The organism is Streptomyces laurentii, from assembly GCF_040635425.1.
GTDB lineage: Bacteria > Actinomycetota > Actinomycetes > Streptomycetales > Streptomycetaceae > Streptomyces > Streptomyces laurentii.
The window spans coordinates 142906-162228 of sequence record NZ_JBEYHT010000007.1; the positions used below are offsets into that span (position 1 = coordinate 142906).

Annotated in this window: 19 protein-coding genes; 8 read left to right on the plus strand and 11 right to left on the minus strand. The window is 73.8% G+C overall.

The annotated features are described in order from the left end of the window. The first annotated feature begins 291 nt into the window (after positions 1 to 291). A complete protein-coding gene (locus tag ABZ693_RS07115; protein WP_359874250.1) occupies positions 292 to 600 on the plus strand; it encodes a hypothetical protein in 309 nt (102 codons plus the stop codon). A gap of 138 nt (positions 601 to 738) precedes the next feature. Next, the gene (locus ABZ693_RS07120; protein ID WP_359874252.1) at positions 739 to 1482 is read left to right on the plus strand and encodes an SAVMC3_10250 family protein; all 744 of its coding nucleotides are present in this window, start codon (positions 739 to 741) and stop codon (positions 1480 to 1482) included. Positions 1483 to 1499: 17 nt separating this feature from the next. On the opposite strand, the gene ABZ693_RS07125 is transcribed toward ABZ693_RS07120, so the two are convergent. Beyond that, positions 1500 to 3161: a DNA repair helicase XPB gene (locus ABZ693_RS07125; protein ID WP_359874254.1), complete on the minus strand. Its 1662-nt coding sequence runs from the start codon at positions 3159 to 3161 to the stop codon at positions 1500 to 1502. Positions 3162 to 3315: 154 nt separating this feature from the next. Between ABZ693_RS07125 and ABZ693_RS07130 the strand changes: the two genes are divergently transcribed. Beyond that, positions 3316 to 3912, plus strand: coding sequence for a Uma2 family endonuclease (locus ABZ693_RS07130; protein ID WP_359874256.1), 597 nt, complete (start codon positions 3316 to 3318; stop codon positions 3910 to 3912). On the opposite strand, the gene ABZ693_RS07135 is transcribed toward ABZ693_RS07130, so the two are convergent. Beyond that, the gene (locus ABZ693_RS07135; RefSeq protein ID WP_359874258.1) at positions 3909 to 6608 is read right to left on the minus strand and encodes a helicase-associated domain-containing protein; all 2700 of its coding nucleotides are present in this window, start codon (positions 6606 to 6608) and stop codon (positions 3909 to 3911) included. The genes ABZ693_RS07130 and ABZ693_RS07135 overlap by 4 nt on opposite strands. 41 nt (positions 6609 to 6649) lie before the next feature. Here ABZ693_RS07135 and ABZ693_RS07140 point away from each other — a divergent pair, with 41 nt between their 5' ends. Then, positions 6650 to 7612, plus strand: a complete 963-nt coding sequence (locus ABZ693_RS07140; protein WP_359874260.1) for a hypothetical protein — start codon at positions 6650 to 6652, stop codon at positions 7610 to 7612. A 39-nt stretch (positions 7613 to 7651) separates the two neighbouring features. Here ABZ693_RS07140 and ABZ693_RS07145 read toward each other — a convergent pair whose 3' ends face one another. Continuing rightward, positions 7652 to 7996 carry an ArsR/SmtB family transcription factor gene (locus tag ABZ693_RS07145; RefSeq protein WP_359874262.1) on the minus strand — a complete coding sequence of 115 codons (345 nt, stop codon included), beginning with the start codon at positions 7994 to 7996 and terminating at the stop codon, positions 7652 to 7654. 206 nt (positions 7997 to 8202) lie between these two features. Here ABZ693_RS07145 and ABZ693_RS07150 point away from each other — a divergent pair, with 206 nt between their 5' ends. Next, a complete protein-coding gene (locus ABZ693_RS07150; protein ID WP_359874264.1) occupies positions 8203 to 9195 on the plus strand; it encodes a quinone oxidoreductase family protein in 993 nt (330 codons plus the stop codon). Positions 9196 to 9294: 99 nt separating this feature from the next. Here the strand turns inward: ABZ693_RS07150 and ABZ693_RS07155 are convergent, their stop codons facing one another. Genes ABZ693_RS07155 through ABZ693_RS07165 form a run of 3 tightly spaced genes read right to left on the minus strand, consistent with a single transcriptional unit; the run spans position 9295 to position 12265 of the window. Then, on the minus strand, positions 9295 to 10140 hold the full coding sequence (locus tag ABZ693_RS07155) for an ABC transporter ATP-binding protein (RefSeq protein WP_359874266.1): 846 nt from the start codon (positions 10138 to 10140) through the stop codon (positions 9295 to 9297). Continuing rightward, on the minus strand, positions 10137 to 11210 hold the full coding sequence (locus tag ABZ693_RS07160; protein WP_359874267.1) for a FecCD family ABC transporter permease: 1074 nt from the start codon (positions 11208 to 11210) through the stop codon (positions 10137 to 10139). Before ABZ693_RS07160 ends, ABZ693_RS07155 begins: the two co-directional genes overlap by 4 nt. Further along, positions 11207 to 12265: a FecCD family ABC transporter permease gene (locus ABZ693_RS07165; RefSeq protein WP_435842361.1), complete on the minus strand. Its 1059-nt coding sequence runs from the start codon at positions 12263 to 12265 to the stop codon at positions 11207 to 11209. The genes ABZ693_RS07160 and ABZ693_RS07165 overlap by 4 nt, the downstream gene beginning before the upstream one ends. Positions 12266 to 12430: 165 nt before the next feature. Between ABZ693_RS07165 and ABZ693_RS07170 the strand changes: the two genes are divergently transcribed. Next, positions 12431 to 13069, plus strand: a complete 639-nt coding sequence (locus ABZ693_RS07170; RefSeq protein ID WP_359874271.1) for an HAD family hydrolase — start codon at positions 12431 to 12433, stop codon at positions 13067 to 13069. Here the strand turns inward: ABZ693_RS07170 and ABZ693_RS07175 are convergent. Then, positions 13057 to 13347: a hypothetical protein gene (locus tag ABZ693_RS07175; RefSeq protein ID WP_359874273.1), complete on the minus strand. Its 291-nt coding sequence runs from the start codon at positions 13345 to 13347 to the stop codon at positions 13057 to 13059. The genes ABZ693_RS07170 and ABZ693_RS07175 overlap by 13 nt on opposite strands. A gap of 174 nt (positions 13348 to 13521) precedes the next feature. Here ABZ693_RS07175 and ABZ693_RS07180 point away from each other — a divergent pair, with 174 nt between their 5' ends. Beyond that, a complete protein-coding gene (locus ABZ693_RS07180) occupies positions 13522 to 13905 on the plus strand; it encodes a cold-shock protein (RefSeq protein WP_359874275.1) in 384 nt (127 codons plus the stop codon). A gap of 81 nt (positions 13906 to 13986) precedes the next feature. Here ABZ693_RS07180 and ABZ693_RS07185 read toward each other — a convergent pair whose 3' ends face one another. The 4 genes from ABZ693_RS07185 to ABZ693_RS07200 all read right to left on the minus strand — a co-directional run bounded on the left by ABZ693_RS07185 (position 13987) and on the right by ABZ693_RS07200 (position 17935). Further along, positions 13987 to 14838, minus strand: a complete 852-nt coding sequence (locus ABZ693_RS07185; protein ID WP_359874277.1) for a 1,4-dihydroxy-6-naphtoate synthase — start codon at positions 14836 to 14838, stop codon at positions 13987 to 13989. Beyond that, the gene (locus tag ABZ693_RS07190; protein ID WP_359874279.1) at positions 14835 to 15701 is read right to left on the minus strand and encodes a futalosine hydrolase; all 867 of its coding nucleotides are present in this window, start codon (positions 15699 to 15701) and stop codon (positions 14835 to 14837) included. The genes ABZ693_RS07185 and ABZ693_RS07190 overlap by 4 nt, the downstream gene beginning before the upstream one ends. A gap of 23 nt (positions 15702 to 15724) precedes the next feature. After that, positions 15725 to 16207, minus strand: a complete 483-nt coding sequence (locus ABZ693_RS07195; protein ID WP_359874281.1) for a DUF2771 domain-containing protein — start codon at positions 16205 to 16207, stop codon at positions 15725 to 15727. Positions 16208 to 16441: 234 nt separating this feature from the next. After that, on the minus strand, positions 16442 to 17935 hold the full coding sequence (locus tag ABZ693_RS07200) for an MFS transporter (RefSeq protein WP_359874283.1): 1494 nt from the start codon (positions 17933 to 17935) through the stop codon (positions 16442 to 16444). Positions 17936 to 18249: 314 nt separating this feature from the next. On the opposite strand from ABZ693_RS07200, the gene ABZ693_RS07205 reads away from it, so the two are divergent. Further along, on the plus strand, positions 18250 to 19188 hold the full coding sequence (locus ABZ693_RS07205) for a DUF3027 domain-containing protein (protein ID WP_359874285.1): 939 nt from the start codon (positions 18250 to 18252) through the stop codon (positions 19186 to 19188). The last annotated feature ends 135 nt before the right edge of the window (positions 19189 to 19323 follow it).

The following is a 19323-nucleotide window of genomic DNA, read 5'->3' on the forward strand; positions in this document are numbered from 1 at the left end:
TCCGGTCGGGAGTACGGGTACAGGCTGTGCGGACACGTCGAGGTGGCCGCCGGTTTCCGACCGGACGGCGGCGCTCCGCGGGCGGTCCGCGAACGGGACCGGGCGGGAGGCGGGGAAGCTGGCGAGTGTAGCGCCGGGTGGGGGGTGCGGGCGAACGAGTTGGAGGGTGAGGGGGGAGGGGGGAGGGGGAGGGAACGGGAGAGGGAACGGGAGAGGCTGAGTACGGGAGCGGGTGCGGGTTGAGTACGGCAACGCCTTCGGGCACTCGTTCGACCTTGCTGTGATGAGTGCATGACGACGACGCCCGAGCCCGAAGCCCCCGAGACCGTGACCGACGCCGCCGACCGTCTGGGCCTGCGCATGGTCGCCGGCTGCGGCCTCGCGCTCCTCCTCGTCTGCGCCTTCTTCGTCGTGACCGCCGTACTCGGCGACGCCGTCGGCGGCGACGGCGTCAGCAGCGGCTTCTCCACCGCCGCCTTCTGGGCCCTGGCCCTGTCCGGCGTCGCCGGGCTGGCCGCCCTCGCCGTGCCCCGTAAGGGCCTGGTGATCGCCCAGTACGTCCTCGCGCTCGGCGCCCCGGTGCTGGCCCTGCTGGACTGAGCCCCGCCGGACCGGGCGGACCGGGGGCGGGCGGCCCTCTCCGTAACCCTTACGGGCCGTAGGGGCCTTAAGGACCGTTTACGCCCCTTTAAATGAATGGATGGTCAGTCCTGGCCGCCGGGGGTAACGTCTCAAGACATGCGTGAGCTGATCTACTTGTCCGAGAGCAAGCTGGCCCAGTTCCGAGAGAACGAAAGACCCCGCCGTCGATGGAGGCGGCGTATCAGCGAACTGGGGGCCACTGCTCCCCTTGGGCTTGGGGAACTGCAGTTCACATTGGCAGATGCCCCGCAAGGGCATCCGAACCTGGAACGAGTACTTCGGCACCTCAAGTCCTTGACCCCGAAGCCTGCTGAGTATTCCGAGGCGTCACCTGATGCTGGCCAGTGGGTGAAGTTCAAGACGCGCATGAACTATCAGATTGTGCGGCCGACAATACGCGCTTCGGACGACAACGGAGAACACTTCAGGGAGCATCCGATTGGACAGGAGGCTGTCGTGTTCTGGGAGCCTCACTCGCGGTTGGAACCCTGGTCCAGCTCCAAGCCACGACTCGTGCTCCACGGTTCCCCTGAGCATCTTCTGGGCTTAGCAGCCGCGTCCTCCGGGCCCACGGACCTGTCCGCTCCCCCTAGTCTTGGCCTCGGTTTCATGTCCCTGCTGTACGGCATGCAGCTCGGCATGGATCCCAGGCTGGAGGAGGCGCTTGGCAATCTGCTGAACCAGCTCGATGGACGTTTCCCGCCGCATGCTGCTGGCCTTTTCACCGGCTACGCAAGAGTCACATTCGGGTTGGAGGTACCGTTCTCCGCAGGTGAGGGCTCGGCAATAGTGCGGACTATGGTTGCCAGCCCTCTGTACGTTGAGTATGCAGCCGCCTGACTGGACCCCTACGGCCCCTACGGGGTTTCGGGGGCGGCGTCCCCCTTCAGCAGCTCGCTCGCGTCGACGATCCGGTACGCGTACCCCTGCTCGGCCAGGAACCGCTGCCGGTGGGCCGCGAAGTCCTGGTCGATGGTGTCGCGCGCGACCACCGAGTAGAAGTGCGCCTGGTGTCCGTCGGCCTTGGGGCGCAGCACCCGGCCGAGCCGCTGCGCCTCCTCCTGCCGGGACCCGAAGGTGCCGGAGACCTGGATGGCGACCGTCGCCTCGGGCAGGTCGATGGAGAAGTTGGCGACCTTCGACACGACGAGGACGTTGATCTCACCGCTGCGGAAGGCGTCGAACAGCTTCTCGCGCTGCGCGTTCGAGGTCTCGCCCTTGATCACCGGGGCGTCGAGGTGCGCGCCGAGTTCGTCGAGCTGGTCGATGTACTGCCCGATGACCAGGATCTGCTGCCCGGCGAACTTCTTCACCAGCGCCTCGGTGACCTTGCGCTTGGTCGCCGTCGTCGCGCAGAACCGGTACTTCTCCTCCGCCTCGGCCGTCGCGTACGCCAGCCGCTCCCCGTCCGTGAGGTCGACCCGCACCTCGACGCAGTCGGCGGGCGCGATGTAGCCCTGCGCCTCGATCTCCTTCCACGGCGCGTCGAAGCGCTTCGGCCCGATGAGCGAGAAGACGTCGGACTCGCGTCCGTCCTCCCGTACGAGCGTCGCGGTCAGCCCGAGCCGGCGGCGGGCCTGGAGGTCGGCGGTGAACTTGAAGACGGGCGCGGGCAGCAGGTGCACCTCGTCGTACACGATCAGGCCCCAGTCCCGGGAGTCGAACAGCTCCAGGTGCGGGTAGACGCCCTTCCGCTTCGTCGTGAGGACCTGGTACGTGGCGATGGTGACCGGCCGGATCTCCTTCTTCGCGCCGCTGTACTCGCCGATCTCGTCCTCGGTCAGCGACGTCCGCTTCACCAGCTCGTGCTTCCACTGCCGGGCGGAGACGGTGTTGGTGACGAGGATCAGCGTCGTGGCCTTCGCCTTGGCCATCGCACCCGCGCCGACCAGCGTCTTTCCCGCGCCACAGGGCAGCACGACGACACCGGAGCCGCCGTGCCAGAAGCCCTCGACGGCCTGCTGCTGGTACGCGCGCAGGGACCAGCCGTCCTCGGCGAGGTCGATACGGTGCGCCTCGCCGTCCACGTAACCGGCGAGGTCCTCGGCCGGCCAGCCCAGCTTGAGCAGCGTCTGCTTGATCTGCCCGCGCTCGGACGGGTGCACGGCCACGGTGTCCGGGTCGATCCGTTCGCCGACCAGCGGCTGGACCTTCTTCGACCGGAGCACCTCCTCCAGGACGGGCCGGTCGGTGGTCGTCAGCACGAGCCCGTGGGTGGGGTGCTTGGACAGGGTGAGCCGCCCGTACCGCGCCATCGTCTCGGCGATGTCGACGAGGAGCGCGTGCGGGACGGGGTAGCGCGAGAACTCCACGAGCGCGTCCACGACCTGCTCGGCGTCGTGCCCGGCGGCACGCGCGTTCCACAGGCCGAGGGGCGTCACGCGGTACGTGTGGATGTGCTCGGGCGCCCGCTCCAGCTCGGCGAACGCGGCGATGGCACGCCGGCAGTCGGCCGACCGCTCGTGGTCGACCTCCAGCAGAAGCGTTTTGTCACTCTGGACGATGAGTGGACCGTTCACGTGTCGTGCATCCCTTCCACGCGGCCGAACGCGGCCAAACATCCAGTTTGCCTGATGCGCGGCGAGTGCGGGGCGGGGTCGGTCGATGACCGATCCGATGTCGGTGAGCTCTGCCAGACTGAACGTGACAGACCTCGGAGAGGGAGGTGGCGAGATGAGCGTCGCGCACGATCCGCACTACGGGCCCTGGACGATAGAGCAGGTACTTGCTCTGGAGGAGGACCGTGGTCAGCGTCGTGAATTGATGGGGGAAGCGCTCTTGATGTCACCAGCTCCGGGTGCGAAGCACCAGCGGGCGTCGTCGCGGCTGTGGCAGCTGCTGGACAGCGCCGTACAGCAGTCCGGGGCGTCCGCCGAGGTGCTCGAAGCGGTGAACGTCATCCTCCCCGATGGGCTGTTCATCCCCGACATCGCGGTGGTCGAGGCATCGGCCGCCGCCGAGGACCCCATCGCCTTCGACTCCGACGCGGTCCTTCTCGTCGTCGAGATCGTCTCGCCGTCGTCCTCCGGCCGCCGCACCGACCGGCTGCTCAAGCCGCCGTACTACGCCGAAGCGGGCATCGAGCACCTGTGGCGCCTGGAGCTCGAACCCGTGCCCGCGCTGATCGTCTCGGAGCTGAGCGGTGGGCGGTACGTCGAGCGCGTGGTGGCCGAGGCGGGGCGGGAGACGGCCGTCGAGGCGCCGTTCCCGCTCAAGGTCGACCCGAGCCGGCTCGTCAGCCCACGTCGCAAGCGGCCGGACCTGCCCTAGACCTCGTCGTCCGCCAGTTCCGCCACGCCCGTGATGCGGTGCAGGGGGTACGTGCGGACCTCGTCGGCCGTGTGGTCGTAGCCCGTCACGAAGCCGCCCTCGACCCGGACCGGGGCGATCACGCGCTGGCTGGCCGCGCCCTCCGCGTTGACGTAGCCGATCCAGACCGCCGAGCCCGTCATCGCCGCCGCCTGGACCGTGGCCAGGGTCTCGGCGGCGGAGGTACGGGGCAGGGTGCCGTTCGTGCGCGGGCCGGTCGTGTCCGTGGGTGCGGTGGGCTCCTTGCGGGCGACGGTCGCGGCCCGGTCGCCCGCGAGGATCGCCCGTACCGCCGCCGACAGCAGCGTCGCGTCCGGTGTGGGCGGGCCCTCGGGGACGGGGGCCGGGGCGGTGCGGGGCGGGGTGCGGCGGGCGTCGGCGCGGGCGATCAGGACGTCGCCCTCGGCGGACTCGGCCGCCGGCGCGTACCCCATCCCCCGCAGCCCGTCGAGCAGCGCCGTCGGGTCCGCCTGCGCGGCGAGCACCGTCGGCGCGAGCCGGCGCAGCCGCAGCGGGGCCGCGCGCCGGTCGGCCAGGATCTCGCCTAGCACGGCGTCGTCGTCGCAGCGGACATAGGACGAGGCGGTGCCGACCCGCAGATGGCCGTGCCGCCGCGCGACGTCGTCGATCAGGTACGAGAGCGGCTGCGGCACCGGGGTGCGGGAGTGCGTGGTGAGGAAGGCGTGCAGGTCGGAGGCGGTACGGCCGGCGTCGAGGGCACGGCGTACGGAACCGGGCGTGAAGCGGTAGACGGTCGCCCCGCCCTTGGACTCGACGTCCGCGAGCACGGACAGCAGGTCGGCGAGCGGGCGCAGCAGCGGCCCCGGCGCGACGGCGGTCAGGTCCGCCTGGAGCAGGACGTGGTCGACGGCCTCCGGGAGGAGCGGCGCGAGGAGGGTGGCGGCGCGCGAGGCGGCGACGGACGGTTCGCAGGCGTGCGGCCCGGCCGGGCCGGTCAGGCCGGTCAGGGTGTCCGGCGCGGCATCCGAGGCGACATCGGGCGCGGCCTCGGCGAGCGGCAGGTTGAGCAGCGCGCGGGCGGGCGCGGCGAGCGCGCCGCGGCCGGTGACGCCGAGGAGTTCGGCCTCCTCCAGGGTCCAGCGGGCGAGCTGTTCCCGCGGGTCGAGGGAGCCGTCCACCCCGGCCCTCGGCGGGCGGTCCCAGCGCAGCCGCGCGAGCACCGTCTCCGGGTCGGCGGCGGCCCCCGGCGGCAGGGTGGCGAGGAGCCTGAGGACCCGGTGGCGTACCTCGGGCGCGGCCGAACGGTCCAGGCCCGGCCCCAGCGCGGCCAGCGTCCGCCCCTTGGCGTCCTGCCCGCCGACCAGCGCGGCGGTACGGGTGGCGGCCAGCCAGGTGCCGGCGATCGCGGCCCAGCGTTCGGCCGGCGGCTGGTCGAGCCAGGAGTCGTACGCGGGCGTCGGCGCGTACTTTTCGTCCGCCTCGCCGTCCGTGGCGAGCAGCCCCGCCCCGTACGCCAGCTCCAGCCAGAACGACGCGAACCGCTCCGGCACGTCGAGCGCCGCCGCCGTCCGCTTGAGGTCGCGGACCGCGAGACCGCCCGCGCGCAGCACCGGCGGACCGCCCTGGTCCCAGGACTTCAGCAGCTCGGCGACGGTGTCGAGTGCCGCATATGCCTGCCCGGCCGCCGCGTCGTCCACCACCTGTGGACGGTATTCGCGCGCCGTCTCCACCTTCGGCGCGGCCGGCTCCGGCACCCGGTGCGCCCGTCCGCCGCGCAGATGCAGCGCCGCCTCGCGCGGCAGGACCACGGTGCGGGTCGAGGCGGGCAGCAGCAGACCCCGGTCGCGCAGCCAGCGCACCGGCGGCGTGGGAGAGGCCGTGACCTCGCCGTACGGCGGGCCCCAGACCAGCCGGTCGAGGACCGCGAGCGCCTCGGGCGGCGCGGTGTCGAGCAGCGCCGCCATCCTCGTACGGTCCGTGAACAGCTCCGTCAGCCCCGCCACCGCCGACACCGGATCGTGTGTCGCGGGCAGCCCGGCCGTCGCGATGATCTCCTGGAGCCGGCCCGGCGACATGCCGGACGTGGCCTCCGCGACCGTCGGGCCGAGGCCGGTGGGGGAGGGGTGCTGCGGGGAGGGAGCGAGGAGTTCGCGCGCGGTCCGCACCAGCCGCAGCCGCTCGTCGTCGCCCCACACCAGCGCCTGCGCGCGCAGCACGCCGACCGCGCGCGGCAACGCCCGTTCGATGGCGGGGTCGGGCGTGTCGCCGGTGAGGAGGGCGAGAAGGACGGGGTACGGGGCGGGGTCCGGCGCCACCGCCAGCGCCTCGGCGGTCTGCAGCGCGAACCGGTCGAGGCGTTCGAGGGCGCGGACGACCGACGCGCGCGTGCCGGCCCGGGTGGCCAGCTGGGTCAGGTCGTTCGGGACCGGCGCGAGGAGGTCCGGGCGGGCGCGCAGCAGCGCTGTGAGCGCGCCGTCGCCTCCGGCGCGCAAGGACTCCGCGAGGGTGCGCGGGACCTGGCCGGACGGGTGCGCGCCGCCCGGAGTCCCGCCCGGAGTCCCGCCCGGGGTCCCGCCCGGAGTCCCGCCCGGGGTCCTCCCCCGAGTCCCGCCCGGGCTCCGGTCCGTACCCCCGCCCGTACCGCCGTCTGTTCCCTCGGGCACGTGCGCCTCCCGGTCGAGCTCACCGATCCCCATCCGCACCACGTTAGCCCCTGCGCAGGCGCTACCGTCGTGCCGTGGGGAACGAGGGGATCGAGAACGACCGGTTGGTCTTCGACTATCTGAGCCGCGTCGGCGACGTGGCGCAGCAGCGGCAGGTGCCGGCGGCCGAGCGCCGCGAGCTCGTGTCCGGGCTGCGCGACGAGATCGAGCGGCGGCGCGAGGTGAAGGGCGAGGCGGTGCCCCGCATCCTGCGCGCGCTGGGGGAACCGGACGCGGTGGTCGGGCGGGTCGCCCCGGCGCGGGGCTCGGTTACGGGGCCGGGGAGCGCGGAGCCGGAGCCCGATGCGGCGCCCCCGGTGGAGCTGCCCCGGCCGCGCGCCTCCGAGCCGCCTCCCGGCGCGTCCGCGCCGTCATCGTCGCCGCCGGCGTCCGTTCCGCCGCCGCGCGCGGCGGAGCGGGCGGGGGGCGGGTGGTGGCGTGAGGACGCCATGTTCGGGGCCCGGGACACGGGCGAGGTGCCGGGCTTCGTCGGCGGCATCGAGATCGCCGACGTGCTGAAGCCTCCGCCGTCCGAGGACGAGGCGGAGGAGGACGGACGGGAGGCTCCGGAGGTCCCGGAGGCCGCCGAGGGGCAGGAGGTCCCAGAGGAAACGGAAGTAGAGGCTCCGGAACGCCGCCGCGCGTGGCGCGGCTTCGCCCCGGGCAATCTGCTCCTGCTCTTCGCCGCCGCCCTGCTCCTGGTGGGCGCCGCCCTCGGCTCGCTCATCCCGCTCGCCGCCGGCTGGGTCCTCGCGTACCTCTCCCGCGAACGCAAGGCCGCCGCCCTCGTCGTCCCCGGCGTGGTCGTGACCGCCGGCCTCGTCTGGCTGTGGGGCCGCGCGATGGGCCGCTGGGGCGAACCGCTCGCCCAGGGCGCGGCCGACGCGCGGGACGCCGGGCTGAGCACGGCGATCGGCGACTCCTGGCCGTGGATCCTGCGGGCCGCCGCGATCGCCTCGGGCCTGTTCCTGCTCTGGCGGGCCCGCCGCCGGGGCTGAAGGGGTGGGCGGCGGGGTACGGCGGGATGCGGCGAGGTTCTACGCCTGAGGAGCCGAGGGGTCCTCGTCGCGCAGGACCAGGGGCAGCAGGCCCGGGAACCGGGCCTCGAACTCGGCGCGTCGCAGCCGGTTGACCCGCCGGGCCCCCTGGTCGCGCTGTTCGACGAGCCCCGCCGCGCGCAGCACCCCGAAGTGGTGGCTGAGTGCCGCCTTGCCGACGGGTACGTCGAAGCTGCCGCAGGTCCGCGTCCACTCCTCCGAGTCCGCGAGCGCGCGCACGAGGGTGAGCCGTACGGGGTCGGCGAGCGCCGCGAGGGCGGTGAGGAGCGGGACGTCGTCGGGGTGGGTGTGCTCGGGCGCGGCCCGGTGACTGCTCGTCGTCACGCTGTCCTCCCATGCGCGTCGAGGTGGTCGAGGTGACCGAGGTGACCGAAGAGGGTCGATGAGGGTGCGGGGATTACGGGGGTGCGGGGGTTGCGGAGTGTTCGATGGCGATCATACAGTCACGGGTGTTCGCTTTCCATTGAACAGTTGGGACGGCGGTCGGGCTCCGTCCTGCCCACCGCCGGACCGGAGACCGGAGGTGCGGTGTGCGCGCGATCGAGCTGGGGGAGTACGGCGGCCCGGAGGTCCTGAAGGCGGTGGACGTCGACGTTCCCGAGCCCGCCGCCGGGCAGGTGAGCATCGACGTGGCATATGCGGGGGTGAACTTCGCCGACCTCAAGGCCCGCGCCGAGGGCTACCGCGTCGACGCGCTGCCCGCCCGCCTCGGCCTGGAGGTCTCCGGCAGGGTCCGCGCCCTCGGCGCGGGCGTCACCGGCCTCGCCGTCGGCCAGGAGGTGGCGGCCCTGACCAGCGGCGGGGGGTACGCGGAAGTGGCCGTCGCCGACGCGGCGACCGTCTTCCCGGTCCCGGTCGGCCTCGGCCTGCGGACCGCCGCGACCCTGCCCACCGTGCTGCCCACCGCCCAGGCCCTGGTCCACGCGGTCGGCCGGCTGCAGCCCGGCGAGACCGTCCTCGTGCACGGCGCCGCGGGCGGCATCGGCACGGTCGTCGGCCGGCTCGCGAAGGCGGCGGGCGCGGGCGCGGTGTACGGGACGGTGTCCTCGTCCGCCAAGGCCGCCTACGCGCGCGAACACGGCTACGACGAGCTGTTCACCGGCGACTTCGCGCACGACCCGGGCGCCCTGGAGAAGGCGGTCCGCGCGGCGACCGGCGGACGCGGCGTGGACCTGGTCCTGGACCCGGTCGGCGGCCCGCTGTTCGAGGCCGGGCTCGCCTCCCTCGCGGTCTTCGGCCGCCTGGTCTCCTTCGGCAACGCGAGCTCCGCCGCACCCTGGCAGGTCGGCCAGCCCGAGCTCTACCCGACCGGCATCTCCGTCTCCGGCTTCTCGATCCTCACCCTTTCCCAGACCGCGCCGGACGCCCTGCGCGCCCTCGCCGAAGCGGCCTTCGCCAAGGTCGTGGACGGTACGGTCGTCCTCCCCGTCACCGCCGAGTTCCCGCTCGCGGACGCGGCTGAGGCCCACCGCCTGCTGGGCTCCCGCACCAGCACGGGCAAGCTCCTCCTGAAGGTGGCATAGGCCCTTCCGGAGCGCGGACCCTCAGGCTCTCAGCCCTTCATGACGAAGGCCGCCAGGCATATGCCTGGCGGCCTTCATCCGACGCCGAAAGGCCGCGCATCAGGCCTCGCCCTCGTCCTCGGCTGCCCACGGCGCGCCCGGGACCACCAGCGGCGAGCCCGTCACCGGGTCCGGGACGACGACCGATTCCAGGCCGAAGACCTCCCGTACCAGCTCCGCCGTGACGACCTCGGACGGCGTGCCCTCCGCGACGACGTGGCCCGCCTTCATGGCGACCAGGTGGTCGGCGTACCGGGCGGCCTGGTTGAGGTCGTGCAGGACCACGACCACCGTGCGGCCCCGGACGCGGTTGAGGCGGCGGACCAGGTCCAGGACCTCGACCTGGTGGCTGATGTCCAGGTAGGTGGTGGGCTCGTCAAGAAGGAGCAGGTCGGTCTCCTGGGCGAGGGCCATCGCGATCCACACCCGCTGGCGCTGGCCGCCGGACAGTTCGTCCACCGAGCGGTCGGCGAGGGCGGTCACGTCCGTGCGCTCCATCGCGTCGACGACGGCCCGCTCGTCCTCCTCCGACCACTGCTTCCACCACGCCTGGTGCGGCTGCCGGCCGCGCGCCACCAGGTCGGCGACGGTGATCGCCTCCGGCGCGACCGGGGTCTGCGGCAGCAGACCGATGGACCGGGCGATCCGCTTCGTCGGGAGCTTCGCCAGTTCCTCCCCGTCGAGGAGGACGGCCCCGCCCTGCGGCCGGAGCAGCCGGCCCAGCGCGCGCAGGGTGGTCGACTTGCCGCACGCGTTCGGGCCGACGATCACCGTCACCCGGCCGTCGGGTATCGCCAGGTCCAGCTCCTCGACGACCGTGCGCTCCTCGTACGCGAGCGTCAGCCCGCGTGCCGCCAGCCTGCTCGTCGTCCCCGTCTCCGCGGTCCCCGCCGTCGACACGCTCATGACCTGCCTCCCACTCCACGGCCGCGCACGATCAGCCAGATCAGGTACGGGGCGCCGACCGCCGCCGTCAGAACACCCACCGGCAGTTCGGTGGGGGACAACAGACGCCGGCCCAGCAGGTCGGCGAGGACCACGATCAGCGCGCCGAGCACCGCCGACGCGAACAGCGGGATCTGCGCGGTACGGGTGACGCGGCGGGCGATCTGCGGGGCGAGGAGCGCCACGAAGTCGACCGGTCCGGCCACTCCCGTCGCGACGGACGCGAGCGTCACGCCGACGGCCACGAGCCCGAGCCGGACCCGGCCGAGCCGTACGCCCAGCGCGGTCGCCGTGTCGTCGTCCAGCGACACCGTCCGCTGCGCCCGCGCCGCCCACGCGAGGGCCGGGAGCAGCGCGAGCAGCGTCCAGCGCAGCGGCGCCGCCTCGTCCCAGCCGCGCCCGTTGAGGGAGCCGGTCATCCAGATCTGGGCCTGCTGGGCGACGAGGTAGTCGCCCTTCGTCATGAACAGGTGGATCAGCGAGCGCAGCGCGATCGCGAAGCCGATGCCGATGAGCACGAAGCGGGTGGCGTGCAGCCCGCCGCGCCACGCGAACACGTAGACGAGCGCGGCGGCGAGCAGCCCGCCCGCGATGGACACGTACGGGATCAGGTCGTACGACACGAGCCCGAAGGTCATCGCGGCGACCGTCACCGCGCCCGCGCCCTGGCTGATGCCGATGACGTCGGGGCTGGCGAGCGGGTTGCGGGCGACGGTCTGGACGAGTGCGCCCGCGACCCCGAACGCGGCGCCCGCCATCAGCCCGGTCACGAGCCGCGGCAGCCGCAGCTCCTCGACGGCGAAGCGGGCGGGGAGCCGTTCGTCGGTCAGCAGCACCCGCAGCACGTCGGCGGGGGCGGTGAACCGTTCGCCGACGCAGAGGTACGCGACCGAGGCGGCGGCCAGCAGGAGCAGCAGGCCCGCCACGACGAGGACGGAGCGGCGGTGGAGGAGGAAGGAGACGCGGCCGGCGCGCACCAGCGCGTACCCGGAGGGGCGTACCCGGACCCCGGCCCGTTCGGTGGCGGTCACGCGGGCACCGCCTTGCGCCGCACCAGCGTCACCAGGAACGGCACGCCGATCAGCGCCGTCATCACGCCGGCCGGCACCTCGCCCGGCGGGAACAGGACCCGGCCGACGACGTCCGACACCAGCAGCATCACCGGGCCGATGAGCGCCGCCATCGGCAGCACCCAGCGGTGGTCGGAGCCGACGACCGCGCGCGCGATGTGCGGGACGGCGAGCCCGACGAACGCGATCGGTCCGGCCGCCGCGACCCCCGCGCCGGTCAGCACGGTCGCGCCGAGCCCGCCCACGATCCGCACCGTCGCGACCCGCTGCCCGAGGCCGCGGGCGACGTCCTCGCCGAGCGCGAGCGCGTCGAGCCCGCGCGCCACCGACATCACCAGGACCGCGCCGATCAGCAGGAACGGCCAGACCTGGCCGACGATCTGGGCGTCCCGGCCGTCCAGCGAGCCGATCTGCCAGAACCGGAACTCGTCCAGCGCGGACGCCTTCGTCGTCAGGACGCCGGTCGTCACCGAAAGGAGGAGCGCGTTGACGGCCGCCCCGCCGAGCGCCAGTTTCACCGGCGTGGCGCCGCCGCGCCCGGCGGCCGCGATGGCGTAGACGGCGACGGAGGCGAGCGCGGCGCCCGCGAAGGCGAACCACACGTACCCCGTCAGGGTGTGCACCCCGGCGAAGGCGATCGCGAGCACGACGCCGACCGACGCGCCCTGGCTGATGCCGAGGATGCCGGGGTCGGCGATCGGGTTGCGGGTGATGCCCTGGAGCGCGGTGCCGGCGAGCGCGAGGGCCGCGCCGACCATCAGGCCGATGAGCGTACGGGGCAGCCGCAGCTGCCGTACGACCTCGGCGTCCGGGCTCAGCGCGGCACCGCCGCCGTGGGTCAGGGCGTCGAACACGGTCGAGGGCGCGATGGCGCGGGCGCCCACCGCGAGACTGAGGACGACCGCGAGCAGCAGGGCGACGACCGCCGCCGTGGTCGCGAGGACGCGCCGCGGCGCGCGCCGGGTGCGTATGACGGGCGGCGGGGCGGGCGGGGCGGGGGTGGAGGTGGCGGGCATGGCGGGCACGGACACCCATCAAAGGCTCGGGACCGCGGGACTGGCGGTGCGACGGTCGGCGGACGGCGGACGGCGGACGGCGGACATGAGGGGGTCGCCGCGGGGGCGAGGTTTGGTAAGGCTTGGCTAAGTCTAGACCCCCGCCCTCTTGAACCCCCCGGCACAATGGCCCCCATGACCACCCTGGAGAGCACACCCGCCGCACCCACCGTCGGCTTCGACCTCGACATGACGCTCATCGACTCCCGCCCCGGCATCAAGGCGATCTACCTCGCCATCGCCGCCGAGACCGGCGTCCCGATCGACGCCGACCTGGTGGTTTCCCGGCTCGGGCCGCCGCTGGAGCAGGAGATGGCCAACTGGTTCCCGGCCGAGCGGGTGCCGGAGATGGTGGACCGTTACCGCGCGCTCTACCCGGAGCACGCCATCGAGGCGAGCCTCGCGCTGCCCGGCGCGAAGGATGCGATTCAAGCCGTTCGCGAGGCGGGCGGCCGGACGATAGTCGTCACCGCCAAGAACGCGCCCCACGCGCGTCTGCACCTGACCCACCTCGGCATCGAGGCGGACGAGGTCGTCGGCGGGCTGTGGGCCGAGGGCAAGGCGGAGGCCCTGCGCGCGCACGGCGCCAAGGTGTACGTGGGCGACCACACCGGCGACGTGCGCGGCGCGGCGACCGCCGGCGCGCTGTCGGTCGCGGTGACCACCGGACCGTGCGCCGCCGAGGAACTGCAGGCCGCCGGCGCGCATGTCGTGCTCAGTGACCTGACGGACTTCCGTCCCTGGTGGGAGGACTACCGGGGCTGAGCCGCGGCGGTCTGGACGGCCCGCGCCCGGCGGCGCTGCACGGCGACCGAGCGCAGCACGCCGGCCGCGGCCACCAGGAAACCGACGCCCATCAGCATGGAGACGAGGTACGCGATCGTCGGAAACGGGTCGGTGCCGAGCAGCAGCGGCGCCACCGTGACCAGGGTCGCGACCGCGCCCACGATGAAGACGATCACACCGGCGCGGATCAGACCGTCGCCGGCGGCACTGTCGTCCGCCGGGGCCGGAGCCGGGGCCGAGGGGGTTTCACTACGCATTCGGCCAGGGTAGTTCCCCGGCCGGGTGGAACGGGCCGGTGGCGTCTTGTCAGCGGGCCGGAGCCCACTAGCCTTGGACCCGGCGGGTCGGTTTCGCGACCCGCTCTCTGTCTTTCACCAGAGCTTTTCCGCAGAGCCGGGCTCCCGGCGCCCCCATCGAGGACGAGGACGGACGTGCCTACCGGCAAGGTCAAATGGTTCAACAGCGAGAAGGGCTTCGGCTTTCTCTCCCGTGACGACGGCGGCGACGTCTTCGTGCACTCGTCGGTGCTCCCCGCCGGAGTCGACGCCCTGAAGCCGGGCCAGCGGGTGGAATTCGGTGTCGTCGCGGGTCAGCGCGGTGACCAGGCGCTCTCCGTGGTCGTCCTCGACCCGGCCCCGTCCGTCGCCGCGGCGCAGCGCCGTAAGCCCGACGAACTGGCGTCCATCGTCCAGGACCTGACCACGCTCCTGGAGAACATCACGCCGATGCTGGAGCGGGGCCGCTACCCCGACAAGGCGCACGGCAAGAAGATCGCCGGACTGCTGCGGGCGGTCGCCGACCAGCTCGACGTGTGAGCGGCTGACCGGCCGTTCCGACGGTGTCAGGGGCGCGCACCTACGGGTGCGCGCCCCTTTGCCGTCCCGTATCGCCGTCCCCTACGGGAATCGGAGCGAGTCCGGGGCGAGCGCCGGGACGAGGCCCTCGGCCGCCGCGCGCGTGAGCAGCCCGCGGACGGCCGCGTAACCGTCCTCGCCCAGGTCGGCGGTGAACTCGTTGACGTAGAGGCCGATGTGCTGATCGACGACCTTCGGGTCCATCTCCTGCGCGTTCTCCAGTACGTACGGCAGGGAGACGGACGGGTCGTCCCAGGCCATCCGGACCGAAGCCCGCGCCGCGTCGGCGAGCAGCCGCAGGGTGTCCTCGCCCAGCGAGCGCCGGGCCACGATCGCGCCGAGCGGGATCGGCAGGCCGGTGGTGCGCTCCCAGTGCTCGCCCATGTCGGCCAGCGCGCGCAGCCCGTAATCCTGATAGGTGAACCGGGCCTCGTGGATGACGAGTCCGGCGTCCACCTTGCCGTCCCGCACCGCCGGCATGATCTCGTGGAACGGCAGCACCACGATCTCGCCGACGCCGCCCGGGATCATGTCGGCGGCCCACAGCCGGAACAGCAGGTACGCGGTCGACCGCTCGCTCGGCACGGCGACCGTCTTGCCCGCCAGCTCCGCCGGGTCGTGCGCCTCGCGCGCGAGGACGAGCGGCCCGCAGCCGCGGCCCAGGGCGCCGCCGCAGGGCAGCAGCGCGTACTCGTCGAGGATCCACGGCAGGACGGCGTACGAGACCTTCAGGACGTCATATGCCCCGTCGCCGCGCTCCGCCCACCCGTTGGTGAGGTCGATGTCGGCGAAGGTGACGTCGAGGTGCGGGGCGCCGGGGACGCGGCCGTGCGCCCAGGCGTCGAAGACGAAGGTGTCGTTGGGGCAGGGCGAGTAGGCGATCTTCAGGTTCACTGCGGGATTCCCTCGGGGTCCACGAATACGGTGCTGCCGAGCAGCCGGAAGGCGTCGCGCAGCGCGGCCAGGGCCTCGCCGATCCGCCAGGCGGCGCGGTCGCGAGGGCCGACGGCGTTGGACACCGCGCGGATCTCGGCGACGGGCACGCCGTACGCGGCGGCGGCCTCCGCCACCCCGAAGCCCTCCATGGCCTCGGCCGCGGCGCCCGGATGACGTCCCGCCAGCTCGGCGGCGCGTGCGGCGGTGCCGGTGACGGTCGAGACGGTGAGCACCGGGCCGACGACGGCCGGCCGGCCGCCGTCCGCGAGGGCGCGGGCGATCCGGGTGGCGAGCGCGGGCGCGACGGGGTGCGTGGACCGTCCGAAACCGAGTTCCTCGACGGCGAGATAGCCGTCGGGCGTCTGGGCGCCCAGATCGGCCGCGACGACGCTGTCCGCGACGACGACACTCCCGAGGGGCGCGCGCGGCGCGAAACCGCCGGCGATCCCGGCGGAGACCACCAGGTCGTACGGGCGGCCTGAGGCGGGCGCGTCGGGGGAGAGAGCGTCCGGGGAGCCGGAGGCGGGGCCGGAGGCGGAGTCAGACCTGGAGCCGGAGGCGACGGCGAGAGCCGTGGCGGTCGCGGCGGCGGCTGCGGCGGGGCCCACACCGGCGGCGAGGATGTCGACGGTGAATCCGGGGGCGGTGTGGCGGCGTACCACCAGGCCACCGGGCAGCCGGACGGCGCCCTCGGCCGGATCCGCGGTGTCAGCGGAGCCTACGGGGCGTGCGGGGTCCCCGGGGTTCGCGAGATCCCCGGAGTTCGCAGGGTGGCCGAGGCCCGTGGCGACGGAGTCCGCCTCCGCCGCCACGGCCGTCACGACCAGAATGCGAGGGGCCAGGGTCAGGACTTCTTCTTGAGCTCGAAGTGCCAGATCCCGGCCACGTTCTTGCCGGAGTTCGCGACGATGGTGACCTGGGTCTTCTCCGGGGCGGGGCCCATCTGGCTGGAGAAGAAGGCGCTGGCCGGGATGGTCCGGTAGGTGCCCTTGAAGGGCTCCGGCTCCGCGTTGCGGCCCCCGAGGAAGATCGTCCAGCCGAGCTCGGCGATCTTCGGGTCCACGCCGAAGCGGATCTGGTCCATGGCGGGGTCCACGGAGATGGACTGGGTCGGCTTCTTGTTGAGGCAGCCCGGGATGTCCTTGTCCGGGAGTGGCTTGCCGTCGTTGTAGCAGGCAGCCTCGGTGTTCACCGACGAGGACCCGACCGTCACGGTCGCGAGCGGGGTCGGCTTTTCGCAGGCGGACAGGAGGAGGAGCCCCGCGGAGACGGCCCCGAGGGCCACGGCGGCTCGGCGGCGCTTGGGGGTGAGGAACGCAACGGTCATGGCCCGAAGGCTATCGGGCCGCCGCGTCCACGACACGCGGGGGTACGGCGTGCCGCCTTATAGACCCCCGCCTCGCCCCGCTCGACGGCGCCCCGGCGCTCCCCGCGTGTCGGCGCGGCGCAGGCCGCCTCCAGCCGTACCGCGGGCGACTCTTCCCTACGAACCGTCATGTACCGCACAAACCTCGGCAGGTACGCGGAGGATCCCCGGCCGGGCCGATCGACACGGTCCGCGCTACGCCACCCGCGCCCGTCTCGTGTTCCCCTGCGGCCCGTGCCGCCGGGCCTCCGCGATCAGTCCCCGTACGGACAGCAGCGCGCCCAGGGCCAGGATGCCCGCGGCCACCGACATGCCCAGCGTGCCGTTCAGCGGCAGCGCGATCCCGATGCCGCCGCCCACCACCCACGCCATCTGGAGCGCCGTCTCCGAACGGGCGAACGCCGACGTACGGACCGACTCCGGCACGTCCCGCTGGATCAGCGCGTCGAGCCCCAGCTTGGACAGGGCCTGGGTCAGGCCGGCCATCGCGCCGAGCACGGCGACCATCAGGCCGCCGAAGAACACCGCCGCACAGACCGTGGTGGCCAGTACGGCCGACAGCATGGTGGCGATGATCACCTCGGGGCGCCCGCGGTGGCCGCGCAGGAGCGAGCCGATCGCCGTGCCGCAGGCGTTGCCGACGCCCGCCGCCACGCCCACGATGCCGAGCGACACGGCCGCGGTCTGGCCCGGCAGCGGGTGCACGCGCAGCAGGAAGGCCAGGAAGAAGATCAGGAAGCCGCCGAGCATGCGCTGGGCCGCGTTCGCCTGGAGGCCGTGCAGGACGGCCGGGCCGACCGTCCGCAGATTCGGCTTCGGCTCGCGGGCTGTGCGCTCGCCGCGCGTCCCCCTGCCACGTGTCCCCCCGCCGCGTGCCCGGCCGGGTCCGCTCGGCGACGCCCCGGCTGACGACGCCCCGGCCGACGACGCTCCGGCTCCCGGCGCGAGCAGCAGCGCGCGCCGTTCCCCCTTCGCCGAGTCCACGCCCGGCGGCAGCCGCAGCGCCCAGTACCCGCCGAGCAGGAACACGGCGCACGCCCCGTACAGCGGCCAGCCCGGCCCCACCAGCTGGAGCCCCGCCGCGACCGGCGCGGCGGCTCCGGTGGCGAGCAGGCCGGCGAGCGTCACCCGCGAGTTCGCCCGTACCAGTGAGAAGTCCGGCGGCAGCAGCCGCGGCACGACGGCGCTGCGCACCACCCCGTACGCCTTCGACGCGACGAGCACGCCCAGCGCCACCGGATACATCTGGATGCCGCCGTGCGCGATCGTGGCGGACAGGGCGACCGCGAGCATCGCCCGGGCCAGCATGGACGCCGCCATGGCCGCGCGGCGGCCGTGCGGAAGCCGGTCCAGCAGCGGGCCGATCACCGGCGCGAGAAGGGTGAACGGGGCCATCGTGATGGCGAGGTAGAGGGCGACCCGGCCGCGCGCCTCGTCCGTCGGGACGGCGAAGAAGACGGTGGAGGCGAGGGCGACGGTGATCATCACGTCGCCGGCGCCGTTCACGGCGTGCAGTTCGATCAGTTTGCCCAGACCGGTCTCGCCCGCGCCGTGCGCGTGCGTGGCGCGACGAATGCCCTTCGCGGTGCCGGTGAGTGGCCGGTGCAAGGCGCGCCCGACCCTCCGGCCCGCTCGGCTGAGCGGTCCGGCATGATCGTGTGATCGTGCGGGAGACCGTGCGGCTGCCACGTCGCCATAGTGCCCCAGGAGGGGCTCCGGGGGTCCGCGGAGCGTCCGGCATGCGGGCTACTTGAGGCGCGCAGGTGGGCTGAGCGCGGCGAACGGGGTAGCGTGCGTAGCGCGCCACCGGCGGATGTGCTCGGCCGCGCGCCTCTTCGGCATCCCGCAGAATGGATGACGATAGGTGTGCCCGAGACACGCGAGAGATCGCCGGGCGTGGACGTCGATGCGGCCCTCAGGTCCGCTCCGCCCACTGTCCGGAACGTCGCTCCCGCTCCTCGGCCGGCGCACCCGTGAGACGGCGTAGGAGAGAAGCGAGACCTGTGAGTGCTGCGACGACGCGAAGCCGTACCCAGCGAGCCCCGCGTACCCCGCGAGCGGCGCGTACCCCGGACCGCCTCTGCGCCGAGGCGGTAGACCTCGCCAGGGAGGCCGCCGAGGAGGCGGCCGCGCCCGGGGTGGTCGGAGAACACGTGGAGGCCGTCGCCGAGGGCGACCGGGTCGTCACGCACTTCTTCCGGGCCAAGGAGCCGGGCTACCGCGGCTGGCGCTGGGCCGTCACCGTGACCCGGGCCTCCCGCGCGAAGAACGTCACCCTCGACGAGGCCGTCCTGCTGCCCGGCCCCGACGCGCTCCTCGCCCCCGAGTGGGTGCCGTGGAGCGAGCGGCTGCGCCCGGGCGACATGGGCCCCGGCGACCTGCTCCCGACCGAGCAGGACGACCCGCGCCTGGATCCCGGCTACTCGGGCGAGGACGTGCCGCCGCCGGACTCCGTCGTCTCGGAGGAGATGGCGGACCACCTCGACGCCGAGGACGCCGAGATCACCGGGCGCGTGCCGTCGCGCGGCGCCATCGCGGCCGTCGCCGACGAGCTGGGCATGCGCCGCGCCCGGGTGCTGTCCCGGTACGGGCTGCACCTCGCGGCCGACCGCTGGGACGAGGCCTTCGGCCCGAACACGCCGATGGCCCAGGCCGCCCCGGCGACCTGCGTGTCCTGCGCCTTCCTGGTGCCGATGGCGGGCTCCCTGAAGCAGGCGTTCGGCGTCTGCGCCAACGCGTTCTCGCCGGCCGACGGCCACGTCGTGTCGCTCGCGTACGGCTGCGGCGGTCACTCCGAGGCGGCCGTCATGCCGAAGCCGCCGCGCCCGGCCGCGCCGGTCCTCGACTCGTTCTCGGCCGACGTGTTCCCGCTCCGCCCGGCCAAGGACTCGGGTTCGACGACGGAGCCGGACGGCGCGTCGGAGGACCTGGGGCACTCGTAACCCGTAGGGGGCGCCCCGCCGTCAGGCCCGTACACCCTGAGGAGTCGTACGGGCCGCGGCGTCTCATGGGCCGTGGCGTCTCACGCGCCGGAGCGCGCACCGCGTCCGTGCCGGAGGGGCGTGCCGTCGTTCGTG